The sequence below is a fragment of the Candidatus Defluviilinea gracilis genome (genome assembly GCF_057138825.1).
The window spans coordinates 21,008-35,766 of sequence record NZ_DBNHEF010000079.1; the positions used below are offsets into that span (position 1 = coordinate 21,008).

The 14,759-nt window shown below is 51.3% G+C and carries 17 protein-coding genes; 16 read left to right on the forward strand and 1 reads right to left on the reverse strand.

All coding sequences use genetic code 11. From position 1 onward, the window contains the following. Positions 1–82 precede the first annotated feature (82 nt). The gene (locus AC16KF_RS15550; protein WP_484038259.1) at positions 83–1,249 is read left to right on the forward strand and encodes an ATP-binding protein; all 1,167 of its coding nucleotides are present in this window, start codon (positions 83–85) and stop codon (positions 1,247–1,249) included. A 38-nt stretch (positions 1,250–1,287) separates the two neighbouring features. Here AC16KF_RS15550 and AC16KF_RS15555 read toward each other — a convergent pair whose 3' ends face one another. Continuing rightward, a complete protein-coding gene (locus tag AC16KF_RS15555) occupies positions 1,288–1,785 on the reverse strand; it encodes an NUDIX hydrolase (RefSeq protein ID WP_484038260.1) in 498 nt (165 codons plus the stop codon). Positions 1,786–1,942: 157 nt separating this feature from the next. Here AC16KF_RS15555 and AC16KF_RS15560 point away from each other — a divergent pair, with 157 nt between their 5' ends. From AC16KF_RS15560 to AC16KF_RS15630, 15 genes are all read left to right on the forward strand, one after another. Continuing rightward, positions 1,943–3,406: a hypothetical protein gene (locus AC16KF_RS15560; protein ID WP_484038261.1), complete on the forward strand. Its 1,464-nt coding sequence runs from the start codon at positions 1,943–1,945 to the stop codon at positions 3,404–3,406. A gap of 232 nt (positions 3,407–3,638) precedes the next feature. After that, on the forward strand, positions 3,639–4,007 hold the full coding sequence (locus AC16KF_RS15565) for a DUF2200 domain-containing protein (protein ID WP_484038262.1): 369 nt from the start codon (positions 3,639–3,641) through the stop codon (positions 4,005–4,007). Positions 4,008–4,225: 218 nt separating this feature from the next. Further along, positions 4,226–4,573, forward strand: a complete 348-nt coding sequence (locus AC16KF_RS15570) for an NIPSNAP family protein (RefSeq protein WP_484038263.1) — start codon at positions 4,226–4,228, stop codon at positions 4,571–4,573. Beyond that, positions 4,570–4,917, forward strand: coding sequence for an antibiotic biosynthesis monooxygenase family protein (locus tag AC16KF_RS15575; RefSeq protein WP_484038264.1), 348 nt, complete (start codon positions 4,570–4,572; stop codon positions 4,915–4,917). The genes AC16KF_RS15570 and AC16KF_RS15575 overlap by 4 nt, the downstream gene beginning before the upstream one ends. A 62-nt stretch (positions 4,918–4,979) precedes the next feature. Beyond that, the gene (locus AC16KF_RS15580; RefSeq protein WP_484038265.1) at positions 4,980–5,444 is read left to right on the forward strand and encodes a hypothetical protein; all 465 of its coding nucleotides are present in this window, start codon (positions 4,980–4,982) and stop codon (positions 5,442–5,444) included. Continuing rightward, positions 5,428–5,967, forward strand: coding sequence for a hypothetical protein (locus tag AC16KF_RS15585; protein WP_484038266.1), 540 nt, complete (start codon positions 5,428–5,430; stop codon positions 5,965–5,967). Before AC16KF_RS15580 ends, AC16KF_RS15585 begins: the two co-directional genes overlap by 17 nt. Positions 5,968–6,011: 44 nt before the next feature. After that, positions 6,012–6,206 carry a KOW motif-containing protein gene (locus AC16KF_RS15590; protein WP_484038267.1) on the forward strand — a complete coding sequence of 65 codons (195 nt, stop codon included), beginning with the start codon at positions 6,012–6,014 and terminating at the stop codon, positions 6,204–6,206. 2 nt (positions 6,207–6,208) lie between these two features. After that, positions 6,209–6,496 (forward strand): DUF1905 domain-containing protein, encoded by a 288-nt coding sequence (locus AC16KF_RS15595; protein WP_484038268.1) that lies wholly within the window; start codon positions 6,209–6,211, stop codon positions 6,494–6,496. A 210-nt stretch (positions 6,497–6,706) separates the two neighbouring features. Next, on the forward strand, positions 6,707–7,672 hold the full coding sequence (locus AC16KF_RS15600) for an NAD(P)-dependent alcohol dehydrogenase (protein WP_484038269.1): 966 nt from the start codon (positions 6,707–6,709) through the stop codon (positions 7,670–7,672). Between the two features lie 78 nt (positions 7,673–7,750). Further along, positions 7,751–9,295 (forward strand): aminotransferase class V-fold PLP-dependent enzyme, encoded by a 1,545-nt coding sequence (locus AC16KF_RS15605; protein ID WP_484038270.1) that lies wholly within the window; start codon positions 7,751–7,753, stop codon positions 9,293–9,295. A 132-nt stretch (positions 9,296–9,427) separates the two neighbouring features. Further along, on the forward strand, positions 9,428–10,102 hold the full coding sequence (locus AC16KF_RS15610) for a response regulator transcription factor (protein ID WP_484038271.1): 675 nt from the start codon (positions 9,428–9,430) through the stop codon (positions 10,100–10,102). Positions 10,103–10,180: 78 nt separating this feature from the next. Further along, a complete protein-coding gene (locus AC16KF_RS15615) occupies positions 10,181–11,227 on the forward strand; it encodes a sensor histidine kinase (RefSeq protein ID WP_484038272.1) in 1,047 nt (348 codons plus the stop codon). A gap of 202 nt (positions 11,228–11,429) precedes the next feature. After that, positions 11,430–12,368, forward strand: a complete 939-nt coding sequence (locus tag AC16KF_RS15620; protein ID WP_484038273.1) for a carboxylesterase family protein — start codon at positions 11,430–11,432, stop codon at positions 12,366–12,368. Between the two features lie 166 nt (positions 12,369–12,534). Then, positions 12,535–14,160 carry a carboxyl transferase domain-containing protein gene (locus tag AC16KF_RS15625; protein WP_484038274.1) on the forward strand — a complete coding sequence of 542 codons (1,626 nt, stop codon included), beginning with the start codon at positions 12,535–12,537 and terminating at the stop codon, positions 14,158–14,160. A 28-nt stretch (positions 14,161–14,188) separates the two neighbouring features. Further along, positions 14,189–14,686 carry a hypothetical protein gene (locus tag AC16KF_RS15630; RefSeq protein ID WP_484038275.1) on the forward strand — a complete coding sequence of 166 codons (498 nt, stop codon included), beginning with the start codon at positions 14,189–14,191 and terminating at the stop codon, positions 14,684–14,686. The last annotated feature ends 73 nt before the right edge of the window (positions 14,687–14,759 follow it).

The window sequence follows — 14,759 nt, forward strand, 5'->3', positions numbered from 1 at the left end:
TACGAGATTCATCCTTGCAATTTCCTTTTAGTTCAAATGGGGCTTCGATTCGAATCTCCCGCCATGCTAAAATAATCGCACCATGACGAACCTCCGCGCCCCGTCGAAGATCATCCCGCGAGCCTTCCCCGGCATCAAACCGGACGAGATCGAGGAATTGATCAAGAACAGCCAGGTACACGCGTACGCGCCCGGCGCGGTGTTGTGCCGCGAGAACGCGGTGGAAGCCCGCTTCTACATGATCCTCGAAGGCGACGCCGAAGTGACCAAGGTCATCAACAACTCCGAAACGCGCCTGCTCAAAACTCTAGGACCCGGCGATTTCTTCGGCGAGATGGCGCTCATCCACAACGCGCCGCGCGCCGCGACCGTCACCGCAAAGACCGCGCTCACCGCGCTCGAACTCGACAAGCCCGGTTTCGACCGCGTGCTTCATTCCTCCAGCAGTATCGCCATGGCGATGGTCAGCGAGATCAGCAACCGCTTACGCTCGAACGATCAAATGGCGGTGGACGACCTCCGCTTGCGCGCGAGCGAACTCGCCGAGGCGTATCAAAAACTTGCCGAGCAAGACCTCGCCCGCCGCGAGTTTCTCTCCAACATCGCGCACGAGTTGCGGACTCCGCTGATGGCGGCGAGCGGGTATCTCCAGATGTTGCAAAAAGGCGCGATGAGCGGCGACCAGATCTCCACTGGGATAGAAACGGTGAGTCGCAACGTCCAGCAGATCGTCAGCCTCGTCAACGACATCCTGTTCTTGCAAGAGATGGACCTCGTCCTCCCCGAATTTCAAGCGGTGGATTTGAACTCGGTCGCAAAAAACGTGACGGATAAATATGCGCCTAAAGCCGTCGAGCGGAATGTAAACCTGCGCTTCGCTCCCAACGTCAGCCTGCCTCGCGCGTTCGGCGACTCGAAATCCCTCGAGCGCGCTCTCTCGGCTCTGGTGGACAACGCCATCAAGTTCAGCCCCAAAGGCGGAGACGTGGATGTGCGCCTCAGCGCGCGCGCCGATGATATTTTGCTTTCGGTGGAGGATCACGGCATTGGGATCGAAAAAGAAAAGTTGACGAATGTCTTCGACCGCTTCTATCATCTCGAACGACACGAGAACGATCTCTTCGGCGGCATCGGGCTGGGACTCGCCATCACGAAACAGGTCATCGAACAACATCAGGGAAAGTTGACCGTGACCAGCACGCCGGGCAGGGGCAGCACATTTACGATCATACTGAAAAAGGGAAGTTAAAACCCTCACCCTAACCCTCTCCCAAAGGGAGAGGGGATTTACTCCTCAAACCTCACAACCAATTTCCCCGCCTCATCGTAAAACGACCGCGCGCTGAACGGCGGATCGCCGCGCTTCATGCCATGAATTCTCCCCAGCAGAATCGGCAAATCCTCGACAACGTCCAATTCTCCAATCTTCTTGTATTCAACCCACTCCGCCAAACCTTCTTCCGAGGCGATTAATTCGCCGCCCGTTACATTCCCCGTGAACATAAATAAACATATCCCTGTTTCGCCCGCGTCAACGATGACCGTTCCGCACAGCCATAGATCCGCCGTAAGACCGGTCTCTTCAAGCAACTCACGCTTCGCAGACGCGAGAACATCCTCCCCTCTCTCCACGTGACCGCCGAGTCCGTTGTACTTATTCGCCCACAGACGTTTCGTCGGCGCGCCTTTGAGGAGCAGGTATGAGTCTCCGCGCCGCAACAATATCGCCGTGCGCGGGATGAGGGTGTAGCGGGCGTTGTTGAGTCCTTGATCGGATTGAGGCATGAGTTATAAGATGACTGCCTTTTAGAAATGTGACGTATAATGTCGCGCATGGGTAATTATACAACGATTTTGACGGACAACCACCCTTACGGCGTCTTATACGGCAAAAAGTAGGATTAAGACGTAGTTGGCTGGCTAATTGGGAATCTGAGAAAGCATGAAAAACAAAACGGCAAGCATTGTTTTAATATTAGTAACTATTTTTATAAATTCATGTATCAGGCAGGGCAAAGAAAGTTCCGTACCAGATAATGATATTTTGCGTATTTTCTATGAAAATCACAACATCTCCGCCGTAGGCAATGGGGACAAACCAACATTTGAACAGTTTGCGGGAGATGTTATTTACCAACGAGAAGATATAGATGTAAATGAAGATGGAAAAAAAGAGATACTTATCTCAGGCTCGATTTCACTCCCCAAATGGTCTTTTTTTTCAATCTATCAATTGGATACATCTGACCAATGGGGAGAGATTTATTTTTTAGAATCACGTGGATGGTACGACTCATTAGTTCAGCAAAAATTTTCACATCCCTACATATTTGTAGATTTCTTAGGAAGTTGGGGCGGGACAGGTGTTTTCTCTGTTGCTATTGACCGAAATATCGTCAGGTGTAAAGAAGAAAAATGCGACTCAATTTCATTTACCCGTTACTATGAAGGACGCTCAGGAGATGGACGCCAATCATCTTGGGGATATTCAAAAGGAACGTCATCTATTATAGATAGTCATATTGAAATCAATGTTGTGGGATATAAACAAAGCAGCAACTACACAACAAATGAAGTTTGTGACCCGTCTGGAAATCTGTGGTACAACAGCGTGTTTCAACCCACACACACTGTCAACCCTCATATCACGAAAAAATACATCTGGGAAAATGATAAATTTACTGAGATAAATTCCAAAGAAATACCTGGATTCAATGTGAATATATCCTCAGATAGTTATGGCGATGGGCGCGCGGTTTTCATGATTAATTCTTTTGCAGGAGAAAACGCATCCCCCCAACATCAAATGGAAACTTATAATGATTTTTTCGGCATCAAGGATGATACTACCGAGTCACCCCTTACGCTCCCTTGTTTTGAGTTGAAAGGAGACCAAAACCCAATTTGGGTTCCAAAAAATATACTCATGACCGACTACCACTTAAACGATAAATCCTATTATGTTGCAGTTAATGAAAAGTGCGATATGGTTATTTGGACATGGAATTCCAACGACGGGAACATTTCTTCTTTAGAGCAGATGAGGTTTATTACAAAGCAAAAAGTTGAAGGCTGCGACTCTAATTTCCTTTCTTTCCAATGGGTAAATATCACCCAAACTTCATTTCCCGAATTGGTTATAAGATCTGGTTTTCTACATCAAACAGCATGGATTTTTGATGTTGAAAAAGGCGCAGAATTAATATATAAAGCAAGTGGTATAGTTCATGACGAAGATACGGCAGGCGTACAAGTGCAGTTAAAAGATAAACACATTTTGTTAACTATTGGATTACCATATCATAAAGAAGATTGCGTCACAACATTTGAATGTTTCTCTCTTGAAAAACAGTATGAGATATATGTTTGGGACGATACTTCACAAAAATTTACACTTCAACCATAATCTGTTCGCTAAACGCCAACCGTTAACCTGCAAAGAAAAACTCATCTGCGCCCAACGAGTCAACGCGGCAATTAATTTGATTGTGTGCTGTAAAATTGCCGACCCTTGAACAGATCGCGCAAAAGTCATATAAGAATATAAAGTCGCAGGACGGGCATATCAACCAAATCCTATGGCAAACCGCGAAAAAATAGTGTTTCTGTAAAGTCCGCGCCTAACGAGGAACCAAGCCATGAACAATAAATCTAACGATCGGGTTTTTCGATATATATTTGCGAATGTATATCCGCTATACATTCAAAAAGCGGAGCGAAAGAATCGCACGAAGAAAGAAGTTGACCAGGTCATCTGTTGGTTGACTGGCTACACTCAGGCGGGTCTGCAACAGCAGATCAAAAAGGGAAATGACCTAAAAACATTCTTCGCTGAAGCGCCAGCCATGAACCCAAATCGGTCGCTCATCACGGGCGTCGTGTGCGGCGTGCGCATCGAAGAGATCGAAGACCCGCTGATGCAAAAAATCCGTTATTTGGATAAACTGGTGGATGAACTCGCCAAAGGGAAGGCGATGGAGAAGATTCTGCGGTCATCCCCCGCTTGAGGCTGATTCTGCTTGGACGGTTTGCCGTCTCCACCCCAGCGTAATGGCGCAATCCGTTGGGCGCCCAACCGCCATAGTTTCTGCTATGAGTAGATCACGAAAATAGGATCTTGATGCGGTTACACCGCGTCAAGGCAGTCGGCACGATTTGTTTGGTCAATCGAACTGTCGCCTGAACTTTCGTGAAGTACTGACCATCACTACATAGGAGTTTTGCAATGACGATCACTTGTTTCATCCGCTACGAGATCGATCCTTTTCAGCGGGATGCTTTCAAGGAATACGCGGAGAATTGGGGACGCATCATTCCCCGCTGTGGAGGACATCTTGTTGGCTACTTCCTACCTCACGAGGGAACAAATAACATCGCATGGGGATTGATCGCCTTTGATAGTCTGGCATCGTATGAAGCCTATCGCGCGCGCCTCAAGTCAGACCAGGAAGGTCGTAAAAACTTTGAAATGGCGCAGGCGAAGCGGTTTATCCTTCACGAAGAACGGACTTTCGTGGAAGTCGTTGATGGCACGTTTGGTATTCCTGCAAGCCTGATGGGAGGTTCCTCTTGATCGCCGTGATTTTTGAAGTGTTGCCGCATCCAGATCAAAAGCAAGTTTACCTAGACTTCGCCGCCGATTTGAGATCCCACTTGGAGCATATTGACGGCTTCATATCAATTGAACGATTCGAAAGCCTGACTGAGCCGGGTAAAATTTTGTCTTTGTCCTTCTGGCGGGATGAAGAGGCTGTGAAGCAGTGGCGAAACCTCGACGCGCACCGACGCGCCCAATCTGCGGGTAGACAGTACGTTTTTGCAGAGTATCGCCTGCGCGTGGCGCAAGTCATCCGAGACTATGGATTAAACGACCGCATGGATGCGCCTGACGATTCGCGACAGGTTCACGGTGGCTGAGTTCAAGCCAACCGCCGCTACCCAACAAGGCGCGCGCTGTCCCTGCCTAGACGAGAATTTCCATGCCCCTGAAATTTGAAGAAAGTAGTCATATCAACCTCTCGGCAACCGAATTCATTGAAAAACATTTAACGATGGGCGGCGTAAATTATGAGTTAGGACCTTTTCTCAAAATGACGTGCCCAAAACAATGGGAGCAGAGACCATTAACCGAATGGCAGACGGGTACGCCGCTGTTCCGCAGTGTGATTTTCGCGCTTTGGGTATTCCCAATTGACGTCCATTCGTTTTACATGGAGAGGGTGTCGGCGCATGGGTTCGAGGAGCGCTCCTCCTCATGGATGAATTCGTTATGGGCGCACAAACGGACAGTCGCACCCGACGGCGCATCTTGCAAGATCCATGATGTGGTGGAGTTTACGCCAAGGATTAGGATCATCGGCGGGTTGGCGGCTCTGATCTATCAAACAGTTTTTAGACACAGACATAAAAGACTTAAGGCGCGTTTCGATGCAAAACCACGCTGACAGACCTCCGCATGAGCAAGACACCATCGTAGTTCCACTAAAGCGCTTCCTGCTCATCGGAGAATGTCCTCCCGAGTGGAAGGACTTCGATCTCTACCTATTCCGAGATAACGACACAGCGTTTTACGTCGGGCAATCACAACTCGCCTTTGCTCGCGTGTGGGAACATCTCCTCGGCGGATTCAAGGGACACTCGATTGTGGGTCGATTCGTGTGGGTCAACTGGCCCAAGTCTATGAGTTTCACGATTGAATTGTTGAGTTCACAGTCGGAGCAATTCGATGTCGTTGGGAATGATTTATCCGCTTCGGAGCGGCTGTTGATCGAGCGCTGGTCGCCGTGTTTCAACGTTTCACTGAATAGTCAGCCGACGCCTCTGCCGACTTCCTACTTGCCGCCGAATGCGCCGCGATTTGCTAAGCAAATCGGACGCAGAAGAAGTTTGAATGCACTGCTTCACGAAGCGGAGCGCGCCGTGAAAGCGGACGATGCGAAACTATGGCTGCAATCCATGGAGCAATGAATGGAATGCGGCGCGGTCCATTGAAACGAACAGGAGCAATACACATGAACAGTAGACAACCAAAAGACGGCGACTTTTGCGAAGTGATTCGCGGAACACACGCGGGTAAATCTGGAACCGTCAGAGACAGCAAGATGAGCAAGACGGGTCATGTCACTATCACCATTGTGCAAAAGAATGGCGAGCGGTTCAAGACGCTTGCGCGAAATATTCTCGTCAAGCCGCGCGGTAGAGCCTGACCATGACCTTCGAGTTCAGCGGCGCGATCTTCCATTGGCGCGGACCTGCTCCGTATCTTTTCGTCGCTGTGCCAGAAAAGCAAAGCCGCGATATCCAAGCCATCTCAAGAGAGGTCACGTATGGCTGGGGAGTGATTCCCGTCCACGCGCGGATCGGCAAGACCGAGTTTAAGACCTCCCTGTTCCCGAAAGACGGTCTCTATCTTGTGCCGATCAAGATGGTGGTCCAAAAAGCGGAAGAGATCGGCGAGGGGGATAATGTGAAGATACGGCTTGAAATCCGTTTGTAAACATAACACGGGGGGGGAACAACCTCCACAATCCCTGACAGGCTCGTCCATATTTCCTCCACAATGAGTTGATAACCTTACAGCAAATATAGGCATGTCATTCTGAGCCGCCCTTCGACTTACTCAGGGTAAACTCCACGACGAAGAATCTCTACCGCAACAAACGAGACTCTTCGCTCCGCTCAGAGTGACATAAAAGGAGAATCAACCATGAAAGCAGTTATGTTTGAGTCGTATGGTCAGCCAGATGTATTGAAGATCAAAGAGATCGCAAAGCCAGAAGTTTCAGATGATGCCGTGCTAGTTCGCGTGCGCGCCTCCTCGATCAATGTTGCGGAATGGTACGGTATGACAGGCTTGCCCATCGCCCGCATTCTGGGCGGCGGACTCGTCAAGCCGAAAGACACGCGTCTCGGCGCGGATTTTGCGGGCGTGGTCGAAGCGGTCGGCAAAAACGTCACCGATTTCAAGCGCGGCGACGAAGTCTTCGGCGGGAGAAGCGGAGCGTATGCGGAATACGTCAGCGTGAAAAATGCCATCGCGTTGAAACCAGCCAACGTCACGATGGAAGAAGCGGCGTCCGTCCCCACAGCGGGAATCACCGCGTTGCAGGGACTGCGCGATCACGGGAAAATCCAGCCCGGGCAGAAAGTCCTGATCCACGGCGCGTCGGGCGGAGTCGGATCGTTTGCGATTCAGATCGCCAAAGCGCTCGGCGCGGACGTGACGGCTGTGTGCAGTACGAACAATGTTGAACACGCTCGCAGGCTGGGCGCCGATCATGTGATTGATTACACCAAAGAGGACTTTACGCGCAACGGCAAAAAATATGATCTACTGCTCAATGTCAATGGCGGGCGTTCGTGGTCTGATTACAAACGCGTTCTCAAGCCAGACGCAACCTTTGTGCTCATCGGAGGACCCAAGACGGAATTGATCGGTCCAGTCAGTCTTTTGGTCAAGATGAAAGTTTCGATGCTGGGCGCGAGTCAAAAATTCGTGTTTTTCACCGCCCAATTCAACCGCGCGGATATGCAAACCTTGAAAGAACTGGTCGAAAGCGGAAAAGTGAAACCGTTTGTCGAGAAGGCTTACCCAATGACGCGCATCGTTGACGCCATGACACATCTTGGCAACGGTCATGCGCGAGGCAAGATCGTTGTCACAATGACATAAACGAACCCCGCAATATCAACTCGCTTTGTACGATCACGTATATGAGAATCAAAATGTGGCGCTCGGAGAGGTAATCCAATGGAACTTAGATACTTTGAATTCTTGAAACACCTCATTCGCTTCAATCGGCAGGTCTATCTCGATCACAATGCGACGACGCCTGTGAGCGACCATGTCCGTAGAAAGATGGAACAGGTGTTGAGAAACCAATACGGCAATCCATCATCGTTCTATGGTATTGGCAGAAAATCGGCAGAGTTGCTCGAAGAAGCCCGTCAACACGTGGCAAAAGCGATTCACGCCGACCCGTCGGATGTTTATTTCACTGCCTGCGCGACCGAGTCAAATAACGCTGCGCTCAAATCGGTTGCCGCGCATTTTTATCCGAAAAAGAAGAAGATTGTTTCCACGCCCATCGAACACCCTTCTGTGTTGAAAACGCTGGACTATCTCGAAACCCAAGGAGTGATCGTCAAATATTGTCCAGTTGACGACAAAGGGCGTGTACAACTCGTCGAATTGGAAAAGATGATCGATGAGGATACCTTCCTTGTCTGTTGCATGTTGGCAAACAATGAAACCGGCGTCATTCAAGACATCAAAGCGGTGACGAAGATCGCGCATCAACACGGCGCGTTGGTATTGACAGACTGCGTGCAAGCGTTGGGAAAAATTCCGATTGACCTCCACTCATGGGATGTTGACTACGCTTCCTTCTCGGCGCACAAACTATATGGACCGAAAGGCATCGGCGCGTTGTACATCAAACAGGGAAGTCCATTTACTCCGTTGCTCCATGGCGGTCATCAGGAAAGCGGACTGCGAGCTGGGACGGAAAGCCTTCACAACATCGTCGGCTTTGGCGCGGCTTGTCAGGACGTGGATAAACTCCTCGCGCAGAGCAAACGAACTCAAACATTGAAGCGACAATTGACTCAACGGCTCAAAGAGATCAAGCCAGATTGCGTGATCAACTCGCCAGAATCAGAATCCCTGCCGAACACGCTTAGCGTTACCTTCCCCGGCGTGGAGAATGCCGGGTTGATGGGAATGTTGGACTATCGCGGCATCGCCGTCTCTGCCGGGTCGGCGTGCAGTACCGGCGAAGATACGCCCTCCCACGTGTTGAAAGCGATCGGCGTATCCGACCAAGCCGCCCGCGAGACGATTCGAATCAGTCTCGGGCATGAAACTTCATCACGCGACATCCGATACGCGACACAGGTAATCCAAGATTACATTGAAGGACGAATCTCTTTCGTCAACATGCTCGCGCCCGCGCAATTGAATGAAAACATTCTCTTCGACGAGAAAACTTTCATCCTCGATGTGCGCCCAGGCGATGACCGTAAAAAATTCGAGGGTCTGCCAAATTCTCACCAGGTCAACCCGCTCCGAGTCGAAAACTACTTGAAACAACTTCCGCGCGATAAAAATATTTTGGTGTACTGCCCGGGCGGCGGGCTTTCGGTGATGATCTCGTATTACCTGAAATCGAAAGGCTTCAAGAAAATCACCAACCTGCGCGGCGGGCTGGACGGCTGGAGAAAGCGCCGCAGTGACCTGTACGAAAAATACGCCGGGCAAAACGTCACAATCCTCGAACCGGACAAGGTCAACTAAAAGAAAACATCCTCCACTCTCCCCTTTCTACTTTCTACCTCATTCTCTCTACTTTGCGTGCCAAAAACTTTCATAACTCATCCTTGATAATTCATCCTTCATCATTCCCCTTTCCTCCCTTATACTCCCCCCATGCCACCCCTCATCCTCGTCGTGGATGACGAACCCAAGATCGCGCGCCTCGCGCGAGATTATCTGGAGAAGAACGGATTCCGCGTCGTCACCGCCGCCGACGGTCAATCCGCGCTGACGATTGCCCGCCGCGAAAAACCCGACCTCCTCATCCTCGACCTGATGCTCCCACAAATGGACGGGCGCGAAGTCTGCCGCATCCTGCGCCGCGAAAGCGACGTGCCCATCATCATGCTCACCGCCCTCTCCGAAGAAATAGATCAAGTGACGGGTCTCGAAATCGGCGCGGACGATTACATCACCAAGCCGTTCTCCGTCCGCGCGTTGGTGGCGCGTGTGCGGGCGTTGCTCCGCCGAACGCGCGGCGATGTCAAAGCGCCGAGCCTCATCCGCGTGGGCGGGCTTGAAATTGATTCGGAAAAATACGCAGTGTCTTTCAACAACAGTCCGATCAAGTTAACTCCCAACGAATTCAAATTGCTGGTCCTGCTCGCCAGCCGTCCCAGCCAAACGCTCACACGCGAGCAATTACTCGAAGACCTGCACGGCACATCCTCCAGCATGGATCGCAGTGTCGATTCGCACATCAAGAACCTGCGTAAAAAACTCGAAGCCGCCTCAGGCAAATCCATGATCGAAACGGTCTACGGAATCGGTTACCGCTTCATCGAATAACCTCTTTCCTCATCGCACTGGTCACTGCTCACTGACTTTCCACTTTCCACTCGCTACTTTCCTCTTTCCACTCTCCTCATGTCCACCTCCCCTCCTCCCAAACGCCGACACCGCTTCGTCCTCCTCGTCATCTTCTTCATCCTCACCGTTTTCCTTTTTGTCGGGGGCATCGCCGCTCTTCTTTACCTGCTCTTTTCGCAATACACCAACATCAGAAACATTTGGATCCTCGTCTGTGGCGCGCCCGTCGTTCTGGTCGTCATCCTTTTCATTACCGCCTTCAACCTCTATCTTCGCTACGGCAAACCTCTCGAAGAGTTTTTCAAAACGATCAATGCCGTCGAAGAGGGCAATCTCTCGGCGCGCGTGCCTGAGAATAAATCCGATATGTTCAGCGATCTCATCAAACGCTTCAACAAGATGGTCGGCGAACTCGAACGCGCCGCGCAACAACGCCGCAACCTCACCGCCGACATCGCGCACGAACTCCGCACGCCGCTCCACATCATTCAAGGCAACCTCGAAGGCATCGTGGATGGCGTCTATCAGCCCACGCCCGAACACATCAACAACACATTGGATGAGACTCGCCTCCTCACCCACCTCGTGAACGACTTGCAGACTCTCTCCCTCGCCGAAACGGGACAACTCCCGCTTCATCCCACCTTATTTCTGCTCGCCGACCTTCTGCATGATCTCACTTCGAGTTTTTCCTCCCAAGCCGCGTCCCTCGGCATCGACCTGCAAACGCGCCTCGCCGATGAACATCAACAAGTCACCGCCGATTATGACCGCTTGAATCAAGTCCTATCGAATCTCATCTCGAACGCCCTGCGCCACACTCCTCATGGCGGGAGAATTTCCATCGAAACCGAATCCGCGCGCGATACGCAATACGCAGTACGCATTACGATACAAGACACTGGCTCTGGCATCCCCCCCGCCGATCTCCCCTTCATCTTCGACCGCTTCTGGCGCGGCGACAGATCGCGCAGTGAACGCGCCCACAGCGGACTCGGACTCGCCATCACGAAACAACTCATCCACGCGCATGGCGGCACGATCGAAGCGCAAAGCGAACTGGGAACAGGCACAACGTTCATCATCGAGTTACCCCGCGGATAATCAGCAGACACGAAAACACGCCCTTGACGACGTTGCACTGCGTCAAGGAATACGACACGATTTGCTTGGCAAATCGAACTGTCGCATAAACTTTCGTAAAATATGAAATACTGAAGTTGGGGATAATTTTTCTGTCTTGTCACAATCCGTCACCGCAAAGTTTACTTTGCGGCGCTGTAAATTTTTATGCTAGACTTGTCGCATGAAAAACAATCGCCTCATCACGAGCCAAATTTCAGACACCGTAACACGCCTCATCCTTCTGCCATTGATCGCCACCCTGGCGGCTGGATGTGGATCACCCGCGCCCAGCCCAACCGATATGGCCGCGCCTCCTACCCAACCGTCGTCACTCCCCACCGATACTTCGGCTCCCCCTGCCACCCAGCCGGTCACGCCGACTACGGAAACGACAGCCACACTTCCGGTCACCGACGCGCCCGCGCTCCCGTCGAACATTCTCACGGGTCAACATCCATTCACATCCCAATCGGGAGGTCGGAACTATCTGCTCTTCCTGCCCTCAAATTACGGAAAAGACCCCGCGCAGAAATTTCCCCTGATCCTTTTTCTACACGGCTCAGGGACGAGCAGTTCGAACACCGACATGCTTCTCTACGAAGCCCTGCCTCAAATTTTGGGGTTCACGCCGGACTTTCCGTTTATTGTGCTCTCGCCGCAATTGACCGGCAAACCGGGCGATGAGTATTGGTTTCAAGATAAGGTGGAGGCGTCTGTTTTTTCCCTGCTCGATGAAGTGACCGCATCATACGCCGTGGACACGACGCGCGTCTACCTGACGGGTGTGAGCATCGGCGGAAACGGGGTGTGGGAGTATGGACTGCGTCACCCAGACACGTTCGCCGCGCTCGCGCCAGTGATGGGGTTTGTCGGCGACACAACCGGCTTCCATGTCCCTGCAAATATTTGCGATTTGAAAAACAAACCCATTTGGGCGTTTCATGGCGCAGTCGATACGATCGTGCCGCTCGAGGCGGAACAATCCCTCGTGGATGCGTTGAAGGCGTGCGATGGCAACATCCAGTTCACGGTGTATCCTGACGGCGACCACGATATCAGCGGCAGGGTCTATCAGGATCAAGAACTTTATACGTGGATGCTGGCGCAGTCGTTGAAGTGATTTGCGTGGAAAGTGGTGGGGTACAATCGGTGTCAAGTTTCAGGTTCCAAGTTTCAGGTTCAAGTGGACGGTCTTTGCCTCCCTTAATTCATTTCAATGTTATGTTTTCCTGGGGAATGTGCTAGACTCTCGATAACTACAAACCCATCCAATTACCAATTACATCATGGAAACCATCTCCTCCTCCATCAACACCTCCTCGACTGAATTCAAACAAAACTCCGAACACCATCGTTCATTAGCGAACGAACTCAAGGGACGCCTCGCTAAAGTTCGCGAGGGTGGCGGGGAAAAATATCGCAAGCGACACGAGTCGCAGGGCAAACTCTTCGTCCGCGAGCGGATCGAACGCCTGCTCGACCCCAATTCTCCATTTCTCGAATTCTCCGCGCTTGCCGCGACCGATCTTTACGATAACGAAGGTCCAGGCGCGGGTATCGTCACGGGCATCGGGCGCGTGTCCAACCGCGAAGTCCTCATCGTCGCCAACGACGCGACCGTCAAAGGCGGATCGTATCTCCCGATGACGGTCAAGAAACATCTGCGCGCGCAACAGATCGCCGAAGAGAATCATCTGCCCTGCCTGTATCTCGTCGATTCGGGGGGAGCGTTTTTGCCATTGCAAGACGAAGTCTTCCCCGATGTGAATCATTTCGGTCGCATCTTTTACAATCAGGCAAGAATGTCCGCGAAAAAGATTCCGCAGATCGCGGCGGTGATGGGCTCGTGCACGGCGGGCGGCGCGTACGTCCCTGCGATGAGCGACGAAGCCATCATCGTCAAAGGCACAGGCACGATCTTCCTCGGCGGACCTCCGCTCGTGAAGGCGGCAACAGGCGAGGATGTGAGCGCGGAAGATTTGGGCGGAGCAGACGTCCACACGCGGCGAAGCGGGGTTGCGGATCATTTTGCGGAGGATGACGATCATGCGATTGAGATTCTGAGGAATATTGTTGAGACACTTCCGTCGAAAGTAGAAAGTGGAAAGTCATCTTTCTACTTTCCACTTTCTAAACCCGAGGAACCTCTTTATCCCGCCGAAGAAATCTACGGCATCCTGCCCGCGACGTTCCGCGAGACCTACGATGTTCATGAGATCATCGCCCGCCTCGTGGATGGAAGCAAATTCCGCGAGTTCAAAGCGCGCTACGGCACGACTCTCGTCTGCGGGTTCGCGCGGATTCATGGATACCCCGTCGGCATCATCGCCAACAACGGAGTCTTGTTCAGCGAGTCCGCGCTCAAAGCGACTCACTTCATCGAACTCTGTGACCAACGCGGCATCCCGCTCGTGTTCCTGCAAAACATCACTGGCTTCATGGTGGGACGTGAAGCCGAAGTCGGCGGCATCGCCAAAGACGGCGCGAAGATGGTCCATGCGGTGGCGACGACTCGCGTGCCGAAGTTAACCGTCGTCATCGGCGGCTCGTTCGGCGCGGGCAACTATGCCATGTCAGGTCGCGCCTACGGCTCACGATTCTTATGGATGTGGCCCAACGCAAGAATCTCCGTCATGGGCGGGGAACAAGCCGCGAACGTCCTGCTCACCATCAAACAAGACCAACTCGCCCGTGAAGGCAAACCTGCCATGACGAAACAAGAAGCCGACGAGTTCAAACGCCCTATTCTAGAAAAATACGAAGATGAAGGCAATCCCTATCATTCCACCGCAAGATTGTGGGATGATGGCGTGATTGATCCTGTGGATACGCGTCAAGTGCTTGGTCTAGCATTATCTGTTGTTTTGAATTCACCTGTGGAAGAAAATAATTTTGGCGTGTTTAGGATGTGATACAAGCAATCTCAAGGATTCAATCAAAATGAGTAAAGTAACTTCACAAATCAACCGATTTATCCAAATACTGATAATTGCAGTTTTTGGACTTGCGGGATATGTAGTTTCCATAAATGTAAAAACAGAAGGCTGGGGTTTTTATTTATGGATCGTGTGGGGATTACTGAGTGGCATTGGATTTGCGCTTGGGTATGCGGACAAAAAGTACCAAATCTTTTTGTGGGTAATTTTCGGCGCCTGCTTGGGATTGTTATCAGCAGTCATTGGCAGACAAAAACAGGACTTAATTACAATGCCTTTGATTTTTGTATTCATGGGTACACTGATAGGATACCAAACTTACGAAAGCCCGAAAAAGGTAAAAATTGGAGCTGTGATTGGAGCAATTTTTCTAGGTGGGTTGGCATTAGCTGGTGCGGGAATAATTCTTGGTGAGATAGAACTCAAGGACAGTCCATTAGCTATAGCTACAGGCTTATTATTGGGAGCTTGGCTTGGTGCATATACTGCTTCTAAATTTTAGCCTGACAAGAAATGTCACTCTGAGGGAGCGTTTGCCGCGACCGAAGAGTCTCTTACTCCCGCAAGCAGAGACC

Bases quoted from the DNA above. Each gene is read 5' to 3' on its own strand.
- AC16KF_RS15570 (WP_484038263.1), top strand. From the start codon at position 4,226: ATGACGATCACTTGTTTCATCCGCTACGAGATCGATCCTTTTCAGCGG.
- AC16KF_RS15555 (WP_484038260.1), bottom strand. From the start codon at position 1,785: ATGCCTCAATCCGATCAAGGACTCAACAACGCCCGCTACACCCTCATC.
- AC16KF_RS15595 (WP_484038268.1), top strand. From the start codon at position 6,209: ATGACCTTCGAGTTCAGCGGCGCGATCTTCCATTGGCGCGGACCTGCT.
- AC16KF_RS15550 (WP_484038259.1), top strand. From the start codon at position 83: ATGACGAACCTCCGCGCCCCGTCGAAGATCATCCCGCGAGCCTTCCCC.
- AC16KF_RS15580 (WP_484038265.1), top strand. From the start codon at position 4,980: ATGCCCCTGAAATTTGAAGAAAGTAGTCATATCAACCTCTCGGCAACC.
- AC16KF_RS15610 (WP_484038271.1), top strand. From the start codon at position 9,428: ATGCCACCCCTCATCCTCGTCGTGGATGACGAACCCAAGATCGCGCGC.
- AC16KF_RS15620 (WP_484038273.1), top strand. From the start codon at position 11,430: ATGAAAAACAATCGCCTCATCACGAGCCAAATTTCAGACACCGTAACA.
- AC16KF_RS15565 (WP_484038262.1), top strand. From the start codon at position 3,639: ATGAACAATAAATCTAACGATCGGGTTTTTCGATATATATTTGCGAAT.
- AC16KF_RS15590 (WP_484038267.1), top strand. From the start codon at position 6,012: ATGAACAGTAGACAACCAAAAGACGGCGACTTTTGCGAAGTGATTCGC.
- AC16KF_RS15605 (WP_484038270.1), top strand. From the start codon at position 7,751: ATGGAACTTAGATACTTTGAATTCTTGAAACACCTCATTCGCTTCAAT.
- AC16KF_RS15615 (WP_484038272.1), top strand. From the start codon at position 10,181: ATGTCCACCTCCCCTCCTCCCAAACGCCGACACCGCTTCGTCCTCCTC.
- AC16KF_RS15560 (WP_484038261.1), top strand. From the start codon at position 1,943: ATGAAAAACAAAACGGCAAGCATTGTTTTAATATTAGTAACTATTTTT.
- AC16KF_RS15600 (WP_484038269.1), top strand. From the start codon at position 6,707: ATGAAAGCAGTTATGTTTGAGTCGTATGGTCAGCCAGATGTATTGAAG.
- AC16KF_RS15630 (WP_484038275.1), top strand. From the start codon at position 14,189: ATGAGTAAAGTAACTTCACAAATCAACCGATTTATCCAAATACTGATA.
- AC16KF_RS15625 (WP_484038274.1), top strand. From the start codon at position 12,535: ATGGAAACCATCTCCTCCTCCATCAACACCTCCTCGACTGAATTCAAA.
- AC16KF_RS15585 (WP_484038266.1), top strand. From the start codon at position 5,428: ATGCAAAACCACGCTGACAGACCTCCGCATGAGCAAGACACCATCGTA.